The sequence below is a fragment of the Enterococcus sp. DIV1279b genome (assembly GCF_050531515.1).
GTDB classification, from domain to species: Bacteria; Bacillota; Bacilli; order Lactobacillales; family Enterococcaceae; genus Enterococcus_D; species Enterococcus_D casseliflavus.
Genome location: NZ_CP172891.1, coordinates 2,728,442 through 2,751,509 on the forward strand (window position 1 = coordinate 2,728,442; position 23,068 = coordinate 2,751,509).

Sequence of the window (23,068 nt, forward strand, 5' to 3'; positions counted from 1 at the left end):
TAGTGAAAAAATCACGATTCTGCAAATGTTATTTTCATGAAAATGAAATTATTTTACAGCATCTAATAATGCTAGGAATGAATCAGCTTGCAAGCTTGCGCCGCCAACTAATGCTCCGTCAACATTTTCTTTTGCCATGTATTCAGCAATGTTTTCAGGTTTTACAGAACCGCCGTATTGGATACGCACGCTATCTGAAACTTCTTTGCCGTATAATTTTTCAACGGTTTTGCGGACAACGCCACAAATTTCGTCTGCGATGTTTGCATCCGCTGATTTACCAGTACCGATCGCCCAGATTGGTTCGTACGCAATCACAAGATTACTTACTTGACCGTCTGTTAAACCGTCTAAGCCAGCAGTAATTTGTCCTTCGATCCACTCCGCTGTTTTGCCAGCTTCATAGGTTTCTAAAGATTCACCACAGCATAGGATTGGAATCATGCCGTTTGAAAAGATTGCTTTGGCTTTTTTGTTGATGTCTTCATCTGTCTCATGGAAGTATTCACGACGTTCTGAATGACCAATGATGACATAGTCAACACCTAGATCTGCTAAAGCTGCTGGTGAAGTTTCACCAGTAAAGGCACCTTCATTTTCCCAGTAGCTGTTTTGAGCAGCAATTTTTAATTCTGTTCCTTCAGCAGCATTCACTAATGTTTCTAAGAATAGAGCTGGCGAACCGATCACAGAGTCAACTGTATCGTTGCTAGGAATTTTTGTTTTGACTGCTTCAGCAAATTCTTTTGCTTCTTTCGCAGTTTTGTTCATTTTCCAGTTTCCGGCAATAATTGGTTTGCGCATGTTCTGGCACTCCTTTTCGTTATCAAGCGTGCAAAGGAGATCCTTTGCACGGCTTGTCATTGATTATTTATCGTTGATCGCAGCTAGGCCAGGAAGTGTTTTTCCTTCTAGCAATTCAAGGCTGGCACCGCCACCCGTTGAGATGTGGGTAAATTTGTCAGCAAAACCTAATTGTTCTGCTGCAGCTGCAGAGTCACCGCCACCGATGATCGTTGTTGCATCTTCAAGGTTGGCAATTGCTTCACAAACACCGATCGTACCGTTTGCGAAGTTAGACATTTCAAACACACCCATAGGTCCGTTCCAAACGACTGTTTTTGCGCCTTTTAATGTTTCAGCAAACAAAGCGATGGTTTCAGGTCCAATATCTAAGCCCATTTGTCCTTCAGGAACATCACCAGTATGTTCTTCTGTTGGAACATCATTTGAAAATTCAGCAGCAGTGATTGAATCAACTGGTAATACTAATTTATCGCCAGCTTTTTCGATCAATTCTTTTGCTAATTCTACTTTGTCTGCTTCCACAAGAGAATTACCGATTTCCATACCTTTTGCTTTGTAGAACGTATACGTCATTCCGCCGCCGATCAAGATTTTGTCTGCTTTAGGAATCAAGTTTTCGATTACGCCGATTTTGTCAGATACTTTTGCTCCACCAAGAATCGCGATCATTGGACGTTTTGGTTCTTCGACTGCTTCACCGATGAATTTGATTTCTTTTTCCATTAAGAAACCAGCAACTGTTGGGATACCTGTTGAAGCGATCCCTACGTTTGAAGCGTGTGCGCGGTGTGCGGTACCAAAGGCATCATTTACAAAAACATCGCCTAAAGAAGCCCAGTATTTACCTAGTTCAGGATCGTTTTTGCTTTCTTTTTTGCCATCGATGTCTTCGAAACGAGTGTTTTCAAAAACAACGACATCGCCATCTTGCATGTTGTTGATCGCTGCTTCTAATTTTTCGCCACGGGTTTCATCCACGAAAGTTACTTCTTTGCCTAACAATTCGCCTAGACGTTTCGCAACTGGCGCTAAAGATTTTCCAGCTTTATCTGCTTCTTCTTTCACACGACCTAAGTGTGAGAAAAGAATTGCTTTTCCGCCGTTTTCGATCACGTAATTGATTGTTGGTAATGCTGCTTTGATCCGTGTATCATCTCCGATCACTCCATCTTTCAATGGAACGTTGAAGTCCACACGTACAAGAACTTTTTTATCTTTTAAATCGATATCTTGAACTGTCATTTTCGCCATGAACAGATTCCTCCTAGCATAATTGTTAAAAAAAGCGGAGAAGCGCGATGCTTCCCCGCTTTCTCTTGCGATGGTTTAAATTAAAGTCGTTCGCAACTCTTATAGGTTAGCGAAGTATTCTAAAGTACGTACTAATTGTGCAGTGTATGACATTTCATTGTCGTACCAAGCAACAGTTTTAACTAATTGTTTGTCGCCAACAGTCATAACTTTTGTTTGAGTTGCATCAAATAATGAACCGTAAGTCATACCAACGATATCAGAAGAAACGATTTCGTCTGTGTTGTAACCGTAAGATTCGTTTGAAGCTTCTTTCATTGCTGCATTGATTTCATCAACAGTTACTTCTTTGTCAAGAACAGTAACTAATTCAGTTAATGAACCAGTTGCAACAGGAACACGTTGAGCAGCACCATCTAATTTGCCGTTCAATTCTGGGATTACTAAGCCGATCGCTTTAGCAGCACCAGTTGAGTTAGGCACGATGTTTGCAGCAGCAGCACGGGCACGGCGGAAGTCACCTTTAGGGTGTGGTCCGTCTAGAGTCATTTGGTCACCTGTGTAAGCGTGGATTGTAGTCATTAATCCTTCAATCACACCAAATTTGTCGTTCAATGTTTTCGCCATAGGAGCTAAACAGTTTGTTGTACATGAAGCACCAGAGATAACTGTTTCTTCACCTGTTAAAGTTTCATGGTTTGTGTTGTAAACGATTGTTGGAACATCGTTTCCACCAGGAGCTGAGATAACTACACGTTTTGCACCAGCTGTTAAATGTTTTTCAGCAGCTGCTTTAGAAGTGAAGAATCCAGTACATTCTAACACGATTTCAACACCTAGTTCGCCCCAAGGCAATTCTTCAGGGTTGCGGTTAGCTAAAACTTTGATTTCGTTTCCGTTCACATTGAATGAACCTTCGTGAACTTCAACTGTACCGTTGAAACGTCCTTGTGTTGTATCATATTTTAACAAGTGAGCTAACATTTTAGCATCTGTTAAGTCATTGATAGCCACAACTTCGATTCCTTCTACTTCTTGGATACGACGAAATGCTAAGCGTCCGATACGTCCAAATCCATTAATACCTACTTTAACTGTCATTTAAGATTTCCTCCTTATGAAAATCATAAAAATATTTATTTTAAAGGGTTGCCCCTTTTAAAATCTCATTTGCGCAAGCTTCATCGGTGATGAGCCAGGTTTGTTTTGGTGCATTTTTCATGTATGCATTGACCGCTTTGGCTTTTGATTGTCCGCCAGCGACCGCAAAAATGATTGGGACTTTTTGCAAATCTTTTAATTGAAGTCCGATGCGAGGAACTTTGTAGACGACCTCGCCAGCTTCGTTAAAGAAATACCCAAAGGATTCTGCAACTGCATTTTTTTGTTTTAACATCAGAATTTCTTGTTCTGACATTTTTCGTCGAGCCGCCATATGCAACGCCCGTCCAATACTATGAATAACACAATTCGCTTGACTTATCAAGTTTAAGACATCAACGATGGCGGGTTCTTTCAAGAGAAACTCGTAGGTGTTCATGCTTAATTGTTCTGGTACAAACAAGGAGCGATAATCGCCGTTTGTCTGCATCGCCATTACTGAGCTGACTGAGTTTGCTTGCACGTTGACTGATTCTCCGATACCGCCACGGGCTGGAACAAACAAGTTATGACGTTTGGCGGTTTCCAAATTGCCCAATTCCTCGGCAACTTTCGCCATTGTCGTCCCTCCCATCACTGCGATGGTGTTTTTGCCTTCTGGCAATAAGAGATCCAACGATTCATTCAGCAACTGGCCAAATTCAGCAATCACTTTCGGTTGTCGATCACCATCGCCGCTCGCAATCAAACAACGTTCGATGCCAAAGGTCTCTGATAATCGTTTTTCGATTTGGTGCATTCCGAACAGCTGATCCATCAGTGCACCGATCTTCGTGTACACTTCTTCTCCATAGGCGGTCAATTGCATGCCGCTTTTTGAAGAGTCGATCAGTTTTAGCTTTTTAAGGATATCTGTTTCCGTCCTCAACACGCGTTCCGTCATTGATAAACTTTCCGAAAGTGTCCGGCGGCCAACGGGCTGCATCCAATAAATATTTCTTAAGATACGGTAACGTTCCTGGAGTACAGCGAGAATATCCGGGGTGATTGCCTCAATCAATTTTAATTCATCGAGCATTTTATATCCTCCCGTTGGACAATTTTCGTCCTACAATGACTTAAAATGACCCATCGATTGCAAAAAAAATTTAAATCTGTTTCCTACACCAATAATAGTAGCACTTATCGCCTTGATACGCAACTATTTCAGTCACAAAATCTTGCTTTTCATAAAATCGTCATAATTTGAAAAAGAGGAAAGGATCGATAAAAAAGGAAAGGCTTTGCTGCCTTTCCTACTCGTTAATAGTACGTTTTGCTTTACTCGAATCGTTTCCGCTTGGAAGAACCAGGGATATTCATGGCTTCACGATACTTTGCCACCGTTCGTCTGGAAATATCGATACCCTGGGCTTTGAGAGCATCTGTCAACTTTTGGTCTGACAATGGTTTGTTTTTGTTTTCTTCATCGATCAGTGCTTTTAGCAGCTGTTTGATCGATGCCGTCGTCAGGTCATCACCGCTTTCTTGTGTCGAAACTTTCTGTCCAAAAAATAGTTTTAATTCAAACACCCCAAAGGAGGTTTCCAAGTATTTCCCCTTGACTGCCCGGCTGACCGTTGATTCATGAATGCCTAACTCTTCGGCAACTTCTCTTAAAACCAATGGCTTTAATGGGCGATCTGGTTGAGTGAAAAACTCCTTTTGCCGCGCAACGATCTGCACGCCGACACGATAGATGGTATCTCCTCGTTGTTGCAAGGTCTTCTTTAGCCACTCGAACTCTTGGGCTTTATTGTCTAAATAACTTAAAACCTCTGGATCACCGCTTTGCTTCAATTGGTCAAAGTACTGCTGCTGAAAGCGAACTTCTGGTAAGGCGCGCTTGTTTGATTTCACGATTGGTTGTCCTTTTTCAACCGTCACTCGCAGGTCAGGGACGATGTAAAGCCCATCCGTTGAACCGAACGCCGCCCCTGGTGTGGGAGTCAATGTTTGAACATAATCAAAGACCTTTTGGATCTCAGTTAAGGGAATCTGCAGTGCTTTGCTGATTTTATCCCACTTGCGCTCTGCCATTTCCGTGAAGAATTCTTCTAAAATGAGATAGGCCATTGGCGGCGCATAATCATCTCTTTCCGTTTGTAGCATCAAACACTCTCTTAGATCACGAGCACCGACGCCTGCTGGATCTAGCTGCTGGATCAAGGTCAAGGCATCAAGCATTTGGATTGGGGTCCCACCAACAAGTTTTCCAGCTTCTTCCAGATCAATCGTCAAAAAGCCGTTTAAATCAATGTACTCGACTAAAAATAAAACGATCGTCCGCAAGAAGGTATCTCGGTAGTTTAAATGCACTTGATCGATGAGGTATTCGAATAAAGACGTATGCTGGTCAGGGATCTGGCTTAAATAATCCATCAATTGTTCTGATGAGCCATTGCTTTTGCTTGGTGTGATGGGCGAATCATATTCCCCCAGATCAATCAATGGATTTTCTAATGCTTGGTTATCTATGAAGGACAATAATTCGTCTGCAGAAAATTGCAGCACTTGGATTGATTGCTGTAATTTCTGCGTCATAGCAAGCTTTTGCGTCTGTTTTTGTTGTTGTGAAAATTGCTGTTGAAATTTCATCATTCTACCTCTTGTTTTTTTCACTGAAATTGGTTAAACTAATATTTGTGCTTCGCGCCTTTAGTGTAGTGGATATCACGTAAGATTCCGGTTCTTGAGACGGGGGTTCGATTCCCTCAAGGCGCGTTTTTTCTTTTCGTTACAAGTATACTCGATTCAAATCAATAATTCAAAAGCACTTAGGGACCGCTGATGCGGTTCCTTTTTTTATTTGTATCTATGTAAGAAGACGAAATCGTCCTTCAGCGATTAAAAGCTGCTTGCAGCCCAAAGGCGAAAAAAAGAAGAGGATTACTCCTCTTCTTCCTCTTCATCCGCAAAATCATCTTCATCATCGTCATCGATAATGGTTAGATCTTCCTCAATGCTGTCAGGTAATTCTTCTTCATCATCGGTGCTATTGTCGGCGCCGATTTCTTGCAAGTCTGAATTGTATGCCGAGATTTCTTCATCCTCGTCATCATCATCATCAAAGAGATCATCTTCTTCGTCATCTGACAAATCAGTATCCTCAGGATCATCATCGTTATAATCGATTGCGTCTTCATCATCGTTGATAAAGGCATTGACTTTTTTACGTTTGCGACGACGTGGTGTATCTTCATCCTCGTCTTCGATGCCATGGTTGACTTCTTCATCGATCGAATCAATGGCGTACCATGAACGTAAGCCCCAACGATTGTCGCCTAAAGAAATAAAACTACCGTCGATATTCAAGTCTGTATAAAACTGCGCCAATGAATCACGAATCTCGCTGTCTGAAGTTTCAAGATAGTTTTGAATTTGGTTGACCAAATCAGAAAAATCCATCACGTCACCGCGCTGCTCTAAAATCGCATGGGCAACTTCAATCATCGACAATTCGTTTTTATTTACACCTTCAAATACATTAATTTCCAAACGGGACACGTCCTTTCACAGTCTACTCCTAATCATACAAAATTACGTCTCAAATTGCAATTTTTTCTTTCAATTTCCCTTTGATCAAGCGGTAAATTCTAAAGATAGTTTGTATTCGCCGACTTTGTCAGCAGCCATGAACAAGTCATAATCGATATCGATCTTTCCCGAATATGGACGGTCTTTCAAGCTAACGTGCAAATGATTGGTGAAGGTGTGGAACATCATCAAGCCATACGGGGTTTGGTAGCTCGTCTCTAAACGTTCCTTATAAGAAAATTTCAAGCGCATGCGCATTTCCCCTGAGCGAATCAATTGAATCAATCCGTCTGGCATGATTTTCATCGTGACGGGAACGTCGGTACCGTCTGGCTGGATCTCTTTGTAACGGATATATAAGGTATCACCGATCTTGACTGCTTGTCCTTGCAGATCAAACAGAAAGTTCTCTGTTTCCCCTGCTTGTCGTACATTGGTTGTTAAATGAATCGAGATTGGGATTCCTTTTGATAATTCTTGCATGTACGTGTGCCTCCTTTGAAGATTTCAGTTTCATTCTTGCTTTTTTTCATTCGTTTGTCAATCATTTCAGTTGATTCTCCTTGGTCTATTTCTTCATTGAAAATAAAAAAGCGAAAACAAAAGCAAGTTTTCATTCTTTTCTCCAAGTAATTTTCCAAGAATCGTATATAATAAGGATAACAGTTACTTTTAAAGGAGTTTAACCGATTTGACTATCTATATAATGGATCAAACCTTACCACGTATCCACAATCCTTATGAGCCATTTGCCTTCACCGATGTTGCCACCGAAGCTGCTGGCAAACAGGAACAAGTTTATTGTCATTTTTGGCAGTTGTCCGATACGATGATTTTAGGAATGAAAGATACCAGGTTGCCTTTTTTGACAGCTGGTCTGCAGGTTTTGAAAGAAGCTGGCTATGCCTCGATCATCCGCAACTCAGGCGGGCTTGGGGTCATCAATGATGCCGGTATTTTGAATGTCTCCCTCATTTTCCCTAAACATTTGGCTGCCACTACGGATGCAGCCTATGAAATGATGGCGACATTGTTGCAAACAGCCTTTCCTGAGCGGACAATTTTGGCTTATGAAATTGCTGACTCGTATTGCCCAGGCACCTATGACCTGAGTATTGATGGGAAAAAAATTGCTGGTACAGCACAACGACGGATCAAAGACGGCGTGGCTGTCATGATGTATCTGAGTATCAATGGCGACCAACCAGCCCGCGGCTCTCTCGTTCGTCGTTTTTACCAAGCAGGTTTAAAAGAGCGCTTTGGTACGGATGGCTATCCAGCCGTCAATCCTGCGAGCATGACCACTTTAGAAGCGGCTCTCGGCCGTAAGTTTACCACACAAGAGGTGATTGACCGCTTGCAAAAAGCCCTGCTTTTCTTGATCACAGACCAATCCCTATATCCGCTTGAGTCACTGGATCAATGGCTTTCAGAAAATGACCTTAGCGAACAAATGCAGCAACGCTTAGCTGGCATGGAAAAGCGAAATCACCCAATAAAGGAGTTTAGCGATGAGCCTACCATATAAATATCAAACCTTAGCGATAGAAAAAGTGTTTCGTGACCCTGTTCATAACTATGTCCATGTGCAGCACCAAGTGATTTTAGACTTGATCAATTCCAAAGAAGTGCAGCGTTTGCGACGAATCAAACAACTAGGGACTGCTTCTTTCACCTTTCACGGAGCAGAACACAGCCGCTTTTCTCACTCCTTGGGGGTTTATGAAATCAGCCGCCGCATTTGCGATATTTTCCAACGCAATTATTCGATTGAAAAAGTTGGACCGAACGGCTGGGATGATAAGGAGCGTTTAGTGACCTTGTGTGCAGCATTGCTTCATGATGTGGGCCATGGTCCATACTCCCACACCTTTGAGCATATTTTCCATACAGACCATGAAGCCATCACAGTGGCGATCATCACTTCTCCTGAAACGGAAGTTCATCAGATATTGAACCGAGTGGAGGCTGGATTTCCTGAGAAAGTGGCAAGTGTCATCACTAAAACCTATCCAAATCCCCAAGTCGTTCAAATGATTTCCAGTCAAATCGATGCTGATCGGATGGACTACTTGCTGCGCGATGCTTATTTTACCGGCACTGAATACGGCACGTTTGATCTGACCAGAATTTTACGAGTGATTCGTCCGTACGAAGGCGGTATTGCTTTTTCTATGAATGGCATGCACGCTGTGGAGGACTACATCGTCAGTCGTTACCAAATGTATGTGCAAGTTTATTTCCATGCGAGTTCTCGAGGGATGGAAGTGATCTTAGCCCACTTGCTGGATCGTGCTGCAGAACTTTATCAAGTGGATCAGGAAATGTTTCAAAGCCATTCGCAACTGCTTCTCCCATTTTTAAAACAAGAATTCACTTTAGATGAATACTTGAAACTCGACGATGGCGTGTTGAATACCTACTTTACCCAATGGACGGAAGAGAATGATCCGATCCTCAGCGATTTAGCCAAGCGGTTCTTAAATCGTAAACCGCTAAAATCCGCTCGCTTTGACGATGAGACACAGTTGCCGATGATTGAAGAAATGCAGGGACTGGTGGAAAAAGTCGGCTTCAATCCCCGCTACTATACTGCCATCAATTCAAGCTTCGATCTGCCTTATGATTTTTATCGACCAACTTCTGGTAAGCATCGGACACAGATCGAATTACAGGAAAAAGATGGTTCCCTTGTAGAATTATCCCAAGCCAGTCAACTTGTTGCAGCCTTAGCGGGACAAACCCAAGGTGACCAACGCTTTTATTTTCCAAAAGAAATGATTGACCCCAACATCCAAAATCACTATGATTTATTTGGAGAGACGTATCAAGAGTTTGCCAAGCACATTCGCAATGGTGCTTTGATCAAACCAAGCCACTAGGAGGAACTTATGAGTATCAAACTGATCGCCATCGATATCGATGGTACCCTGCTGAACAACGACCGCAAGATCACTCCAGCAGTTTACAAAGCATTAAAAGACGCAGAAGCACAAGGCGTGCGCATCGTTTTGTGTACGGGACGCCCCTTAACTGGTGTCCAAGATTTATTGAAGGAACTAGACTTATTTACGGACAATGATTTCGTGATTACCTACAATGGCTCTTTGGTTCAAAAAACCAAAAATCAAGAGATCATCTCTGAATTCGGCTTGTCCCAAGATGACTATCTCTTTGTTGAGATGACTGCGAGAAAATTAGGGGTTCACCTTCATGTAGAAACTGAGGATACCATGTATACCGCTAACCGCGATATCAGTCCTTACACGATTTATGAAGCCTTCTTAGTCAACATGCCATTGAAATATCGGACACCAGAAGAAATGACTGCTGACTTGAATATCATCAAAATGATGATGATCGATGATCCCGCAATACTGGATCAGATCATCCCACAATTGCCGAGCAGTTTGACCGACAACTACAATGTGGTTAAAAGTGCTCCATACTTCTTGGAAGTCCTAAATAAACAAGCCCATAAAGGAGCTGCTGTCAAAAAATTGGCGGAGCACTTAGGCATCAAACAAGAAGAAGTCATGGCGATCGGCGATAATGAAAATGATTTAACCATGGTGGAATATGCTGGTATCGGTGTGGCGATGGCCAATGCTACTGAAAACGTGAAAAATGCCGCAGATGTCCTAACCGCTTCAAATGAAGAAGACGGTGTAGCAGAAGTAATCAACAAGTATGTTTTAACAAATAACTAAGTGCAAAAAAGTCAGGTTTCCTTTTTATCGGAAACCTGACTTTTTTATTTTGCCAACCACTGTTCAACTGCCCATTTATGGCTGCCGCGTTTCAATCGTTGGATCGCTTCTTCTGGCGTGTGCCAAGACAATTGATTGGTTTCTTCTGTCGGTTCGCAAACTTTTTTCCACTGTGTCATTAAATAGAAATAGCCCGGGTGATGGTAAAATGTATCGCGATGGCGCGAATAGAAGTATTCAACTGCCTCCCCTAGATACTCAGCAATCTCCCCTTCAAATCCAAGTTCTTCAATCAATTCTCGTTGGATCGCTTCTTCTTTGCTCTCATTTGGCTCAATTTCACCACCGGGCAAAAAGTATGCGCCGTTGGGTGCTTGCACCAAGATCACTTCATTTTTTTCGTTTGGAAGAACGACATACGCCCCATATCTTGATTTGTATGGTTTCCCCGCTTCTTTTTCCCCGAACACAATTTCCTTTTCTGGCATGATTCCCTCCACCAACACTTTCTTTCCATTTTACCCTATGCCAATAGTCTGGACAAGCTGGAAATAACGCTCGGTTGTCTTTTATTCGTTACAAAAAGAGAAAATATGTTATCATACAACTATCAAGATCGAAAGGATGATTTACCCATGAAAATGGCTCACACATGTGTCCGCGTCAAAGACTTAACGGCTTCTCTATATTTTTATCAAACTGCCTTTGGTTTTGAAGAATCTCGCCGTCGTGATTTTCCTGAACATAAATTTACTTTGGTTTACTTAACTTTGCCTGGTGATGATTACGAGCTAGAGTTGACGTATAACTATGACCATCCTGGCTATGAGTTAGGCGACGGCTATGGCCATATCGCCATCAGTACCGATGATCTAGAAGCGCTTCATGAGAAGCACCAAGCGGCTGGATTTGATGTCACTGACCTGAAAGGACTCCCAGGAACTTCTCCTTCTTACTATTTTGTGAAAGATCCTGATGGCTACAAAATCGAAGTTATTCGCGAAAAATAAAGCGAAGGTGATCGAAAAAAGGACCCCGTGTCCTTTTTTCTTTTTCGATTCATTTCGATTCATTTACTAGTAGAAAGGTTTGATCAAATGAAACCCATTATCGGCATCGCTGCTAATGAACGACCAATGATTGAAGAAGCAGAACATTGGTTGTCATATACACCCAAAAATTTTGTGACCCATATCCAACAAGCCCAAGGCATTCCCCTATTATTACCAATGGGTGTCGTGGAAGATGCTGCAACTTACATCAGCAAAATCGATAAACTATTATTAGCCGGTGGTCACGATGTCTCCCCTGTTCACTATGGCGAAGATCCTCATCCCTTGATTCAAGGCATTCATCCTGATCGTGATGTCTTTGAATTGGCATTGATCAAAGAAGCAGTGGCTCAAAACAAACCGATCTTTGGAATCTGCCGCGGCATGCAGTTACTCAATGTCGCATTTGGTGGGAGTTTGTACCAAGATCTCTCTTTGATCGATCACCCAACGATCAAACACGTGCAATTGCCGACGTTCTTTCAATTCCCTACACATCGGGTAAAAATCAAGGCAGACAGTCGTTTGGCTGCTCTTTTAGGCACAACCTATCACGTCAATTCTTTTCATCACCAAGCGGTCAAAACAGTTGCGGATGATTTCAACGTGATTGCCACCGCTCCTGATGGTGTCGTTGAAGCCATTGAATCCACTGCCTATGGCGCACCGATCTTAGGCATTCAGTGGCATCCTGAGCTAGCCGCTCACAAGCTGCCTTCTGAGCAATCGATCTTCAACTTTTTTGTGCAGGAATTCTAAAGTCTTGCCCCTTGTTTTCTAGATTTTAGCGAATAAAAAACGCCCGATCACGAAAAGGATCGGGCGTTTTGCTTATTTCTCGTTTTTCATTAACACTAGTGATTGTTTCAACGTTGCTAAAATGCCATTGTCGTTATAGATCAAGACATTTGATTTGTACATTTTTGCAGAAACCAGCATCAGGACAATTGTGGTAACAGCAAGAATCCCTACTGAAATCAATGCACCGCCGATACCCACTGTATCATTAGCAAGCCGTACTGGCATAATGAAGGAAGATAAAAATGGTACATAGGAAGTTACTCGCAAGACCACGTTATGAGGATCCATACCGCCTAGCACGATTCCAAGCATATACCCGCCTAATGAAAGATACGTTACTGGAATGATGGCTTTCGCCGTATCTTCTGCTTTGTTCACTAACGACCCGCAAAGGGCTGACAAGACCGAGTAGATCAAAATTCCTAAGAAGACGAAAACGATCGCAAACACCAGGAAGGGACCAAAAATGCCATCTGTCGAAAAGTTTGCCAACAAGTCTTTTACCATTGGGTTATCCTTGATCCAGAAATAGCTCCCGCCAAAAATCGCAACATAAGCAACTAGCTGGGTCGCTGCAACCATGATTACACCAGTCAATTTGGCATAGTAATGGATTTGCGCCCGTGTACTAGACAAAATGACTTCCATGATGCGTGTTCCTTTTTCAGAAGCGATCTCTTGTGCAATGATCTGTGCGTAAGTAATGATAAAGAAAAAGAGGATGATTGTTGCGATCATACTTACTAGTGATTGCATCGCGGTATTGTCTTCCCCATAAGTCATTTCGCCATCTTCACCGAAGGAAACTTTTTGACGATCAAGCGGTGCGACTTCACTAAGGACTGCCACTTGCTCAGCAGTCAAGCCAAGCTCACTAGCTCTATAGGAAGACTGCAAACCCGTCAATAACTGTTGGATCGTCAGCTCTAAAGCTTGCCCCATCGAGGACTCGCTTAATAATTCCCCTTGCAGCGTATCCCCAGAAGCAGTAATAAGTAACAAAGCATCAGCATCTTTGTCTGCCATCTGTTGCTGCCCTTGTTCTTCGCTGTCAACAATTTCAAATTCAAAATCATCGCCGCTTTGGTCCACAAAGGTCTGCGCAATGGCTGGTTCATTCGCATAAACGGCAATTTTGTCGACACTGTTCATACCATCAGCAAAATAACCAATGAGATAAAATGCCCCCGTTGCAATAAATGGCACGAGAATCATAATCAAAAACGAAATTGATTTGATATTTTTTTTATAAACATCTAATGCGATTACCCAAAACTTACTCATTTATTTTTCCCGCCTTCCGCTTAAAGATTTCTTCTAACGTTGGCGGTTGTTGATTGAACATAGGGATATAACCATCCGCCGTTGCTAAATCAAATAAGGTTTTTCCTACTGCAGGATCAGCGATCGTAATATCATAGCTGCCATCTTCTCTGGCAAGAACTTCCTCGACACCTGCCACTGCCAAGAGCTGTTCTTTCGTCAAGTTGGATTCTAAATAGACTTTCGTCCGCCCAAAGGATTCACGAATTTCATGAACTTTTCCGTTTAAGACAGTTTGACCATCCCGCAGCATAATCAAGTGATCGCAGATTTTTTCCACATTATCCATATTATGACTGGAGAAAATGACACATGAGCCATTTTTTTTCAGTTCAATGATCCCATTTTTCAACAGTTCTGCATTGACGGGGTCTAACCCACTAAATGGTTCATCTAAAATCACCAATTTTGGTTCATGGATCAACGTTGAGATCAGCTGAACTTTTTGCTGATTTCCTTTTGATAGCGATTTGACTTTATCGGTTTTCTTGCCCTTGACTTTAAATTTGTCCATCCAATAGTCGATTTTTGGTACGATGTCTTCTTTCTTCTTGCCTCGTAACCGCGCGAAATAGATCAATTGATCTTCAATCGTTACTTTTGGAAACAAGCCGCGTTCTTCTGGCAGATAGCCGATAATATTGTATTCTTTTTCACTAATTTTATGGCCATCCCACAATACTTCCCCTTGATCGGCTTTCAAGAAATCCAAGATCAATCGGAATGTCGTCGTTTTACCAGCACCATTTTGACCAATCAAGCCCATGATCTGTCCATCATTGATGGTAAAGGACAATTGATCGACTGCTGTATAATCGCCAAATGTTTTTACTAATTGTTTTGCTTCTAACACATGCTCACCTTCCCTATCTAATAAAATATATCACTAAAGAAAAAGCCGATAACGGCGCCAATGAGCGCTCCGACAAACATCAAGATGACGGTATCGCGGATCACTCGTTGACGCTTCGCCAGTTTCTCTGGTTCATTGTAATAACTTGCTCGATTTTTATATAAGAATTTCATCAGGATCGTGGTCAATCCTACCCCAATCGGGATAAACACCAGCCCCGTAATCAATCCTAGTCCAAAGGACCAAAATGGATTTGTGCGAATATTGAAATAACGGATCAGAAAATAAATTGCTGCTAATATCACTAAACTGATCACCGAAAGTAGAATCGATTTTTTCATTAAATACCGTGTTTCATTATCGATCCGTTCTTGATAGCTTTCTTGGTCACTGAAAATCGCTGGTGTGTCAGGAGACGCTTTAAAATAAAAATAGCGATCTTTATAATTGCTGATATAAGTCCAGCCTCCTGCTTGATACATCGCTAAGTAATCAACGATCTCAGAGGGCTCTCCTTCGAAAAAGTCTACTGCATATTTGGTCGTTTCTGGGTCTCCTTTGATAAACTTCAAAAACCCTAACCGATTCATCTTCACAAAGTGCCACCCTAACGACGCTTGTTTTTGCAGACGAACCATTTCCTTTTCTGGGTAATAGGCTACACCAAGTGAAAGAAGGTATTTCTTATTGATGCCCATCTTGCTCTCCCCCTAACGCTTCGAAAACCTGTTCTCCGATTTGATAAAATAATTTGCGCCGTTGAATATCTCTCTCCAGAACTTGTCTTCCTTCTGGTGTAATCTGATAGATTTTTTTTCGGTCAACGCTCTCCTCTAAATCGATCCACCCCTTTTTCGTCAGCTTCTTTAAAATCGTATACATCGTTGCGGGACCAATCTCAAACGTCCCTTGGCTTAGCTCATGGATCTGTTTCATGATGAGATACCCATGTTTCGGCTTTAAAAGCGCTAATAAAATCAAATAGGTTGAATCTGTCAATGCCTCATCCATTTGATTCCTCCGTCCCACTAGCTATATCACTTAATGATATATTATCGAATGATATAACCAGCGTCAATCTTTTTTTTCTGATCTGCTAACATTGCTGGAGAATGACTGCTTTCTTAATGTTCATTCTCACTTTTCTCGTTAGCAATTGAGTGAACCCCAGCAACAGTGCATGGAACAAAGAGTAGAAGTTAGAAACGTCAAAGGCATTCTTCAAAGACTTTGTCCCCAAAATAAAAAAAGCAATAGCCACTTTCGGCTATTGCTTCAAAAACGTTTCTTCTATTACATATGTTCCGCAACTAAAGCTTTCAATTGATCTTTTGTATGCACCCCAATTGCTTTATCAACGACTTGGCCGTCTTTTTTCAACAACAAAGTTGGAATAGACATGATCCCGAATGAAGCTGGTGTTTCAGGATTTTCATCCACATCCATTTTCACGATCTTCAATTCGTCTTCTTCATATTCGTTCGCTAATTGTTCCAAGATCGGCGCTTGCATCCGACATGGACCACACCAAGTTGCCCAAAAATCAATAAGGACTAAGCCTTTATCGGTTTCTTCTGAAAAAGTTTTATCAGTAATTTCTTTTGCCATCGTACTTCCCCTCCATTTTTAAAACTAAAAAAAGTATACCACGTATCGGAAGTTTTTTAAAATCGTCTGCTTACAAAAGGTAAGGGTTCTTAAAGGTTAGTTAAACTTCACAATGGTCGCCCCATTGCCCCCTTGATTTGCTGGCGCAAATTCAAAACTTTTCACCGAGCGATGATTTTTCAAATAATCGGTAATCCCTTGACGCAGCGCACCGGTTCCTTTTCCGTGGACGATCGTCACTTGCGGATAGCCTGCCAAAATCGCTGCATCTAAATACTGATCCACTTCATTGAGGGCTTCTTCGTACCGCTTACCGCGTAAATCCAACTGATTGACCACTGGACTGCTGTCAGCAGAACGAATCGTATTGACGATACGCTGTGTAGGCTCCTTCACTGGCGCTGCTGGTTGGAGATCTGTTTCTGGCAAATTCATTTTCAAAATACCGATTTGGACTTGCCATTGATTTTTGCCTGCTTTTTTCAATAAGACCCCGCGCTGACCATAAGATGTTACAAGCACTTCGTCTCCTTCTTTCAGCGTCTTGGCTGCTTTGGCTTTTTGCAGAACCTTGTTTTTTTGCAGATGTTCTTCTTGTTGCAGTCCTGATAACTTGGTGCGCGCGTCGATCAGCTCGTGTTCTTTGACCTTCGTTTGACCGCCGGCTAACTGCATTTTACGAATATCGGCAATGATTTTTTCAGATTCTTCTTTGGCTTCTTCAACGATCTGATTGGCTTTTTGCCGAGCTTTCGCCAATTCTTTTTCACGTTCTTCAAAGAAATAACTATAGGCTGCTTCTAGCTCTTGGTGCAAGCGGGCCGCTTCTTTTACATGATGACGGACTTCAAGATACTCGGTTTCCGTCATTTTTCTTCGATTTTCTAAATCAGCGATCATTTCATTCAGGTCTTGGCTTTCTCCATCCATGATCTCTTTGGCTTGATCAATGATCGTATCTGGCAAGCCAAGTCTTTTCGAAATCTCAAACGCATTGCTTCGTCCTGGAACCCCGATCAACAAGCGATAGGTCGGACTTAAGGTATCAACATCAAATTCCATAGAGGCATTGATCGTATTGGATCGGTTATAGCCATAAACCTTCAATTCAGGATAATGGGTCGTCGCCATGACATAAGCCGACTTAGCCCCAAGTTCGTCCAAAATCGCAATCGCTAGTGCCGCCCCTTCTTGAGGATCGGTTCCTGCGCCTAATTCATCAAAGAGAACTAAGCTTGTCTCGTCGACTTTTTTCAACACTTCAACGATCGTTGTCATATGAGAAGAAAAGGTCGATAGACTTTGCTCAATGGATTGTTCATCCCCAATGTCCGCAAAAATCTCATTGAAGACACCCATTTGGCTTTCTTCTTCTGCCAGAATTGGTAAACCAGCTTGGCCCATGATCTGCAATAGCCCTAATGTTTTTAAGGTGATGGTTTTCCCACCGGTATTCGGCCCAGTAATGACAACGGCTTGATAGTCTTTTCCAATCGTAATATCGTTAGGAACGACTTTTTCTTGATCGATCAATGGATGACGTGCTTGCTTAAAAAAGACATGGTTGTCTTGATTGATCGCTGGTACGATTGCCTTCATCTCTTTTCCAAAACGAGCCTTGGCATTCATGAAATCCATGATCCCGATCACATACGCATTATGGAGAATCTCTCTTTGATATGGGGCTAACTCTGCTGACAATTCTGCTAGAATACGTGTAATTTCATCCCGTTCCGCAATTTGATGCTGGCGCAAACGGTTATTTTGTTCCACTACTTGTTTCGGTTCGATAAACAAGGTTTGACCAGAGGAACTTTGGTCGTGGACTACCCCGCCGAAAACACCTCGGTACTCTTGTTTGACTGGAATCACATAACGCTCATTTCGCATGGTTACGATCGTATCACTTAGATACTTTGCATTGCCACCTCGGACGATGCCATCCAATGTCTCGCGAATCGTCCGTTCTGCTCGTCGGATCGATTGGCGAATTCCACGTAGTGCTGGAGAGGCATCATCTGTGACTCGGCCATCCTCATCGATAGCTTCTTTCAAGCGTCGATTCAAGGTTGGCAAAGACACCAACTGTTCTTCCCAGTGATACAAGCGGGAAAATTCAATCTCGCTTTCAGACAAATCAGCAAAAAAGCGTTTCAATTCCTGCGTAGTTGATAAGACACGGGCAACTTGTGCCAACTCAATGCCATTTAAATCGGCGCCAATTTCGATCCGTTTCATTTGGGGACGAATATTCTCAATCTTTGGTACAGGGATTCCGCCTCTTAAACGTTGGATCTTGATCGCGTCTTCTGTTTCTGCTAGCCAAGAGGAAATGACTTGCATATCACTTGATGGCGCAAGCTTTGCTAAGGCTTCTTTTCCTTGGGCTGTTACAATATACTGACCGATTTGACTCTTTACTTGTTCAAATCCTAAAACATCAAGGATCTTAGTATTCATTCTTTTCTCACCTGCTTTGTTTTAACTTTTTGTTCCTAAGAAAAAGGCAGAATGGCTCTGCAACCATCTGCCTGCTTTTTACCCAATCACATCTGTGATCCACAATCGATAGAAGTAACCTGAGAGAATCGGCGACCGATCAACGATGAAATTCGCAGTTCCGCTCGTTTCAAACAGATTTTGAATCGTGGCAAACGGGATCATTGAGAGAATCATGAAAAACATGTACAAATTGATATACATCAAGATAACATTCAAAACACCCGCAACTGCCCAGTCATAACCACCTAAAAAACGTAGGCGTTTGTAACGCAAACTGTCTGCAAAAATCACCACTAGTTTTGTGATCAGCCATCCAGCAAAGAGCACCATCACAAAAGCGATGGCTGCATAATAGGCTTTGTCTAAATCTAAAGCCAGTTCCATATCGTAGTATTTTAACTTTGAATCCGCCGTTACTGACATATAAGGAACATAGAGCTCAATTTTTTTCGCAATTTCTTGGTAATTCGCAACTGCAAAGAAAAAAGAGATCAAATAGCCCAAAACTGAGACCAATTGTAAACTGGTTCCGCGCCGCGCGCCGCCATAAAAGGCTGCCAACAACAAAACCAAGACAAATAATCCAATCATTTAGGAATCCTTTCTACGCCGCACTACCCATGGGCTGTCTTTTCTTGAATTTTTCGTTTCCTTTGTTCATTTAAGATCTGTTGTGCTTCCACATGATTATGGATCTCCACATCACTGCGACCTGTCTCATCGAGAACTTTCCGTGCTTCGGATTCGATCGCTTCGATCCGCTTGATGCGATTCTCAAGCTCCGTTGCTTTAATGGCTTGTCCCCGCAACTCGTCCACTTTTTTTTGTAGGACCAACAGCTGTTCTTGTTTTTTCAGCTGGTCGGAAACAGCGTTGATCGCTAATAAGATCGACGCTTGTTCTTGATCGGTTTGTGGCGATAATTGCATGATCTCAAGCAGTTGGTCATTGACCAATCTTGTCACCATATCCATGTGTTCTTTGCTTTCGCGTCCAATAATCGTGTAACTTTGATTCGCGATAACTGCTTTATAGCGTTTCTTTTGCTCCGTCATAGGAATATTTCCTCCCATTGCTTACATTCTGCTCTATTCTATCACTTATTGAACATGTGTCGCAAACTCTTAACTATTATACGTGATTTTCTTATGAATTTCCATGCCAATCGTTTGTTTGCTGATCGTCTTAGTAAAAAAGAATAAGAAGTATGGTAAAATCTTAAAGTATCCTTTTGTCTACCTAAAAAAAGACAAAAAATCAGGAGGAATCAAATGAGTACGATCGTTATCAAAGTACCAACTTCAACTATCCAAAAAATGCAGCAATTTTATCAACGAGAATTGCTGGCGAAGAAAGTTCCTTATACAGTGTTTGTCGCCAAAAAAGGGCCAACGACGATCACTGCTTATACGTCTGGAAAAGTCATGTTTCAAGGAGCGACTGCTGAAAAAGAAGCTTCCTTATGGGGCGATACGGCTAGTGCTGTACCGGATAAGAAAAAAGCGACTGTTTCAACCACTGCGTTGCCAGCAGGATTTAGCGAAAAAAGCGTCGTCGGCAGTGACGAGGTCGGCAACGGCAGTTATTTCGGTCCTTTGGTGGTCTGTGCCGTCTATGCCAAAAAAGAGCAATTGCCACAGCTGAAAGTCTTAGGTGTCAAGGACTCAAAAATGCTGACAGATCCAGAGATCCGTAAGATGGCGCCGAAAATCAAAGAATTGGTTCCTTACCAATTGCTCACTGTCACGCCCAGAAAATACAACGAGATCCAACCAAAATACAACACGGTCCGAATGAAAGTTGCTTTGCATAATCAAGCCATTCGTTTGCTTTTGCAAAAAATTGCTCCTGAGACACCAGATGCCATTTTGATCGATCAGTTCACGAGCGAAAAAAATTATCGCACCTATTTAAAGTCGGAACAAGCAGCGGTCACTGAAAAGCTCTATTTTGCGACGAAAGGGGAACAATATCATCTAGCAGTAGCGGCAGCCTCTATTTTATGCCGTACAGTCTTTTTGGATGAATTAGATGCAGCCTCCAAAGAAGTCGGTATGCGTTTGCCTTCTGGCGCCCACGCAGCTGCTGACCAAGTTGCAGCAAAATTACTGCAGCAAGGTGGCATAGCACTATTAGGCCAATATGCCAAACTGCATTTTGCGAATACCGAAAAAGCACAGAAACTCGCCAAGCTGTGAGTTATCGTATTTTCAAAAAAACTGCCGCTACTTCTGAATAAAGGAAGCAGCGGCAGTTTTTGTCCTCAGTACCAGTTGAATGCTGGGAATCAAAGCCCTAAGCCCGCTGCTTCGATTCCCATCGTGATCAACCCAGCCAAATAATTTTCTGAAAACCGATCGGAAAAGTGTAATTTTGGCAAGACGCCATATTGAAACACTGCTGCCAGCTGCTTTTCCAAAAAGGAGCGCGACACGAGCGCCTGCCATTCAGAGGGCAAAAACAAAATGACTTGATGCGGGTCCGTCACTGCCACGATCGCTTGAAGAGTGGCAGTCACTTGTTCTGGGATCGCCTCTGTTGCCAAAGGGTAAGAAGCCGTGTAGAGATGCGGCAAATGCTTGATTTCGCCACTTAAATGGTTGGCTCCTTTAAAGAGCTGTTGGTCGATGACCAGTCCCGCACCTGGCGGATAATTTTTCGGAAAATAAATGCCAGCCACGATTTTTTTCTCTTCTTTGAAATGGAATACCGCTGCATTCACGTCATTCTCAATAAGCGTTTTTACCGCGATCTCCTTTTCAATCAATTCCCCTAGCGCCATGTCCTTAAATGCTGGAGCATCCATGATCTTCAGTCTTCCAGCAATTTCCACACCAGGAATTCCCACGACTGCCAAGCTGATTTTCGGGTATTCCTGTTTTATCTGACGAATCACTTGCAAGAACTGCGGCAATCGGCCCTCTGCTGACTGCTCATGATGCAAAATGTTCCCGATGAGATCGACGACTGAAAAACGAATCACGATCTGCTGGTCTTCTTCGATAAACTGAATGATCAACAACAGTGTCCGTTGCGCATTGTACTGGTAAGCCGCAGCTTGACGTCCTCCCGTTCGTTGCGGTTGATCCGTCGTCAAAAGCAACTGCTTTTCAATCAATTCAGGAAGCAGCTTGTTGATCGTTACCACGCTTAATTGAGAGGCATCTGCCAGTTGGCGCTTGGTCATAGGCGCTTGCTGCTGTTTTAGCAAATCCAGCAATACTGCCTGATTATGTAATTTAATGGTCGTTGGCTGATAAGCTTTCATTTTTCTCCCCCTCAACGCTCCTATTTTAACAGATAAAAAGCTGGGAATATACCTTTATTAATTTTGTTAACAAAGGTATAATAGAAGCAACTTATTAAACAAAGTTTACTAAGTTCAAAAAAAAACGATTTATGTTGCTTATTAAAGGAGTTGTCGATAATGAAAATTGAACACATCGCACTATATGTCAATGATTTGGAAAAAATGAGGACATTTTATGAAACCTACTTTCAGGCGGTCAGCAACCCAAAATACCATAATCCGAAAACAGGCTTTCAATCCTATTTTTTGACTTTTGATTCTGGAAGTCGGTTAGAATTAACGACCAAGAAATTTTTAAGCCCTCGTGTCAGCGAGAGCTTAGGCTACACTCACCTTGCGATTGCAGTTGGTGATCAAGCTGACGTCGATCGATATGCTCAACGGTTTGTTGAAGATGGCTACCCTCTTTTAAATGGTCCTCGTACAACAGGCGATGGCTATTATGAAGCAGTTGTCCAAGACCCCGAAGGCAATTTGATTGAATTAACCACCGACGATTTACCGTCTTAGAAAGGATTTTGCAATGAAAGAAGACTTTGATTATCAAGCGATGTTGGCTGGTCAATTGTATCAAGCTGCTGGCATTCTCCCTGAGAATGGCTCAGCAGAGGGAAAAAAACGTGCCCAGGAAATCAACCATTTACCAGTCGATGACCGAGAAGGAATCATCGCCAAAGAAAAAGCACTCTTTGGCAAATTTGGGCAGCATTGCTTTGTCCAACCACCCCTTTTTGTTGATTATGGTCGCCATGTTGAGATTGGTGATCACTTTTATGCCAATATGGATTGCATTTTTTTAGATGTCAATAAGATTCTGATTGGTGATCATGTGATGGTGGGACCACGGGTCAGCTTCTATACCGCCGGTCATCCGATCGATTCTGTGGTCCGCAGTCAAGATTTGGAATTTGGTCTCCCGATCACCGTCGAAGATTACGTTTGGATCGGGGGCAATAGTACGATTTTACCAGGTGTAACGATCGGCAAACATGCCATCGTCGCTGCTGGTTCCCTCGTCACAAAAGATGTGTCGCCGAATACGATCGTCGGCGGCAATCCAGCCCGTGTGATCCGTGAGATTCAGCCGGCTGACAAAGAACATTGGGAAACTGCCGCCCAGCTCTATCATCAAAAACGAGCAGACTGGCAGAAGCAGCAAAAATAACGAAACAAA

General features: G+C 42.5%; 25 protein-coding genes and 1 tRNA gene. 9 read left to right on the plus strand and 17 right to left on the minus strand.

What is annotated here, in order from left to right:
• Positions 1-48: 48 nt before the first annotated feature.
• The 5 genes from tpiA to rpoN all read right to left on the minus strand — a co-directional run bounded on the left by tpiA (position 49) and on the right by rpoN (position 5,799).
• Complete coding sequence (gene tpiA, locus IGI71_RS12955) at positions 49-804, minus strand: triose-phosphate isomerase (RefSeq protein ID WP_010749804.1); 756 nt, start codon at positions 802-804, stop codon at positions 49-51.
• 63 nt (positions 805-867) lie between these two features.
• On the minus strand, positions 868-2,058 hold the full coding sequence (locus tag IGI71_RS12960) for a phosphoglycerate kinase (protein WP_005234355.1): 1,191 nt from the start codon (positions 2,056-2,058) through the stop codon (positions 868-870).
• Between the two features lie 99 nt (positions 2,059-2,157).
• Positions 2,158-3,159, minus strand: coding sequence for a type I glyceraldehyde-3-phosphate dehydrogenase (gene gap / locus IGI71_RS12965; protein ID WP_008380858.1), 1,002 nt, complete (start codon positions 3,157-3,159; stop codon positions 2,158-2,160).
• A gap of 40 nt (positions 3,160-3,199) precedes the next feature.
• Positions 3,200-4,237 carry a sugar-binding transcriptional regulator gene (locus IGI71_RS12970; protein WP_005228675.1) on the minus strand — a complete coding sequence of 346 codons (1,038 nt, stop codon included), beginning with the start codon at positions 4,235-4,237 and terminating at the stop codon, positions 3,200-3,202.
• Positions 4,238-4,479: 242 nt separating this feature from the next.
• Complete coding sequence (rpoN, locus tag IGI71_RS12975; protein ID WP_231434766.1) at positions 4,480-5,799, minus strand: RNA polymerase factor sigma-54; 1,320 nt, start codon at positions 5,797-5,799, stop codon at positions 4,480-4,482.
• A gap of 51 nt (positions 5,800-5,850) precedes the next feature.
• Between rpoN and IGI71_RS12980 the strand changes: the two genes are divergently transcribed.
• Positions 5,851-5,922 (plus strand) — tRNA-Arg (locus IGI71_RS12980).
• 165 nt (positions 5,923-6,087) lie between these two features.
• On the opposite strand, the gene rpoE is transcribed toward IGI71_RS12980, so the two are convergent.
• On the minus strand, positions 6,088-6,696 hold the full coding sequence (gene rpoE, locus IGI71_RS12985; RefSeq protein WP_005234347.1) for a DNA-directed RNA polymerase subunit delta: 609 nt from the start codon (positions 6,694-6,696) through the stop codon (positions 6,088-6,090).
• An 84-nt stretch (positions 6,697-6,780) separates the two neighbouring features.
• A complete protein-coding gene (locus IGI71_RS12990) occupies positions 6,781-7,218 on the minus strand; it encodes a DUF1934 domain-containing protein (RefSeq protein ID WP_005228669.1) in 438 nt (145 codons plus the stop codon).
• A gap of 223 nt (positions 7,219-7,441) precedes the next feature.
• On the opposite strand from IGI71_RS12990, the gene IGI71_RS12995 reads away from it, so the two are divergent.
• From IGI71_RS12995 to yidA, 3 genes are read left to right on the plus strand one after another with little or no spacing between them, the layout of a single operon-like run.
• Positions 7,442-8,263 carry a lipoate--protein ligase family protein gene (locus IGI71_RS12995; protein WP_074535534.1) on the plus strand — a complete coding sequence of 274 codons (822 nt, stop codon included), beginning with the start codon at positions 7,442-7,444 and terminating at the stop codon, positions 8,261-8,263.
• Positions 8,247-9,617 (plus strand): HD domain-containing protein, encoded by a 1,371-nt coding sequence (locus IGI71_RS13000; RefSeq protein WP_010749809.1) that lies wholly within the window; start codon positions 8,247-8,249, stop codon positions 9,615-9,617. Before IGI71_RS12995 ends, IGI71_RS13000 begins: the two co-directional genes overlap by 17 nt.
• Positions 9,618-9,626: 9 nt before the next feature.
• Positions 9,627-10,445 carry a sugar-phosphatase gene (gene yidA / locus IGI71_RS13005; protein ID WP_005228663.1) on the plus strand — a complete coding sequence of 273 codons (819 nt, stop codon included), beginning with the start codon at positions 9,627-9,629 and terminating at the stop codon, positions 10,443-10,445.
• Between the two features lie 44 nt (positions 10,446-10,489).
• Here yidA and IGI71_RS13010 read toward each other — a convergent pair whose 3' ends face one another.
• Positions 10,490-10,933 (minus strand): NUDIX hydrolase, encoded by a 444-nt coding sequence (locus IGI71_RS13010; RefSeq protein WP_005228661.1) that lies wholly within the window; start codon positions 10,931-10,933, stop codon positions 10,490-10,492.
• 147 nt (positions 10,934-11,080) lie between these two features.
• Between IGI71_RS13010 and gloA the strand changes: the two genes are divergently transcribed.
• Positions 11,081-11,455 (plus strand): lactoylglutathione lyase, encoded by a 375-nt coding sequence (gene gloA, locus IGI71_RS13015; RefSeq protein WP_201688537.1) that lies wholly within the window; start codon positions 11,081-11,083, stop codon positions 11,453-11,455.
• An 87-nt stretch (positions 11,456-11,542) separates the two neighbouring features.
• Positions 11,543-12,256: a gamma-glutamyl-gamma-aminobutyrate hydrolase family protein gene (locus tag IGI71_RS13020; RefSeq protein ID WP_015510190.1), complete on the plus strand. Its 714-nt coding sequence runs from the start codon at positions 11,543-11,545 to the stop codon at positions 12,254-12,256.
• A 72-nt stretch (positions 12,257-12,328) separates the two neighbouring features.
• Here the strand turns inward: IGI71_RS13020 and IGI71_RS13025 are convergent, their stop codons facing one another.
• The 8 genes from IGI71_RS13025 to zapA form a co-directional block, all read right to left on the minus strand.
• Positions 12,329-13,582 carry an ABC transporter permease gene (locus tag IGI71_RS13025; RefSeq protein ID WP_005228656.1) on the minus strand — a complete coding sequence of 418 codons (1,254 nt, stop codon included), beginning with the start codon at positions 13,580-13,582 and terminating at the stop codon, positions 12,329-12,331.
• Complete coding sequence (locus tag IGI71_RS13030) at positions 13,575-14,474, minus strand: ABC transporter ATP-binding protein (protein WP_005228654.1); 900 nt, start codon at positions 14,472-14,474, stop codon at positions 13,575-13,577. Before IGI71_RS13030 ends, IGI71_RS13025 begins: the two co-directional genes overlap by 8 nt.
• Before the next feature lie 17 nt (positions 14,475-14,491).
• Complete coding sequence (locus tag IGI71_RS13035; protein ID WP_231434767.1) at positions 14,492-15,172, minus strand: DUF2812 domain-containing protein; 681 nt, start codon at positions 15,170-15,172, stop codon at positions 14,492-14,494.
• A complete protein-coding gene (locus IGI71_RS13040; RefSeq protein WP_010749815.1) occupies positions 15,159-15,485 on the minus strand; it encodes a PadR family transcriptional regulator in 327 nt (108 codons plus the stop codon). Before IGI71_RS13040 ends, IGI71_RS13035 begins: the two co-directional genes overlap by 14 nt.
• A gap of 282 nt (positions 15,486-15,767) precedes the next feature.
• The gene (gene trxA / locus IGI71_RS13045) at positions 15,768-16,082 is read right to left on the minus strand and encodes a thioredoxin (protein WP_005228645.1); all 315 of its coding nucleotides are present in this window, start codon (positions 16,080-16,082) and stop codon (positions 15,768-15,770) included.
• 96 nt (positions 16,083-16,178) lie between these two features.
• A complete protein-coding gene (locus IGI71_RS13050; protein WP_128488384.1) occupies positions 16,179-18,542 on the minus strand; it encodes an endonuclease MutS2 in 2,364 nt (787 codons plus the stop codon).
• 78 nt (positions 18,543-18,620) lie between these two features.
• The gene (locus IGI71_RS13055) at positions 18,621-19,175 is read right to left on the minus strand and encodes a CvpA family protein (protein ID WP_430615781.1); all 555 of its coding nucleotides are present in this window, start codon (positions 19,173-19,175) and stop codon (positions 18,621-18,623) included.
• A 23-nt stretch (positions 19,176-19,198) separates the two neighbouring features.
• Entirely contained in the window at positions 19,199-19,639 is a 441-nt protein-coding gene (gene zapA, locus IGI71_RS13060) for a cell division protein ZapA (RefSeq protein ID WP_005228634.1), read from the minus strand.
• A 216-nt stretch (positions 19,640-19,855) separates the two neighbouring features.
• Here zapA and rnhC point away from each other — a divergent pair, with 216 nt between their 5' ends.
• A complete protein-coding gene (gene rnhC, locus IGI71_RS13065; RefSeq protein WP_167826954.1) occupies positions 19,856-20,782 on the plus strand; it encodes a ribonuclease HIII in 927 nt (308 codons plus the stop codon).
• An 89-nt stretch (positions 20,783-20,871) separates the two neighbouring features.
• Here rnhC and IGI71_RS13070 read toward each other — a convergent pair whose 3' ends face one another.
• Entirely contained in the window at positions 20,872-21,852 is a 981-nt protein-coding gene (locus tag IGI71_RS13070; RefSeq protein WP_060792827.1) for an ROK family protein, read from the minus strand.
• A gap of 159 nt (positions 21,853-22,011) precedes the next feature.
• On the opposite strand from IGI71_RS13070, the gene IGI71_RS13075 reads away from it, so the two are divergent.
• Positions 22,012-22,404, plus strand: coding sequence for a VOC family protein (locus IGI71_RS13075; protein WP_016619764.1), 393 nt, complete (start codon positions 22,012-22,014; stop codon positions 22,402-22,404).
• A gap of 13 nt (positions 22,405-22,417) precedes the next feature.
• The gene (locus IGI71_RS13080) at positions 22,418-23,059 is read left to right on the plus strand and encodes a sugar O-acetyltransferase (RefSeq protein ID WP_231434768.1); all 642 of its coding nucleotides are present in this window, start codon (positions 22,418-22,420) and stop codon (positions 23,057-23,059) included.
• Positions 23,060-23,068: the final 9 nt, after the last annotated feature.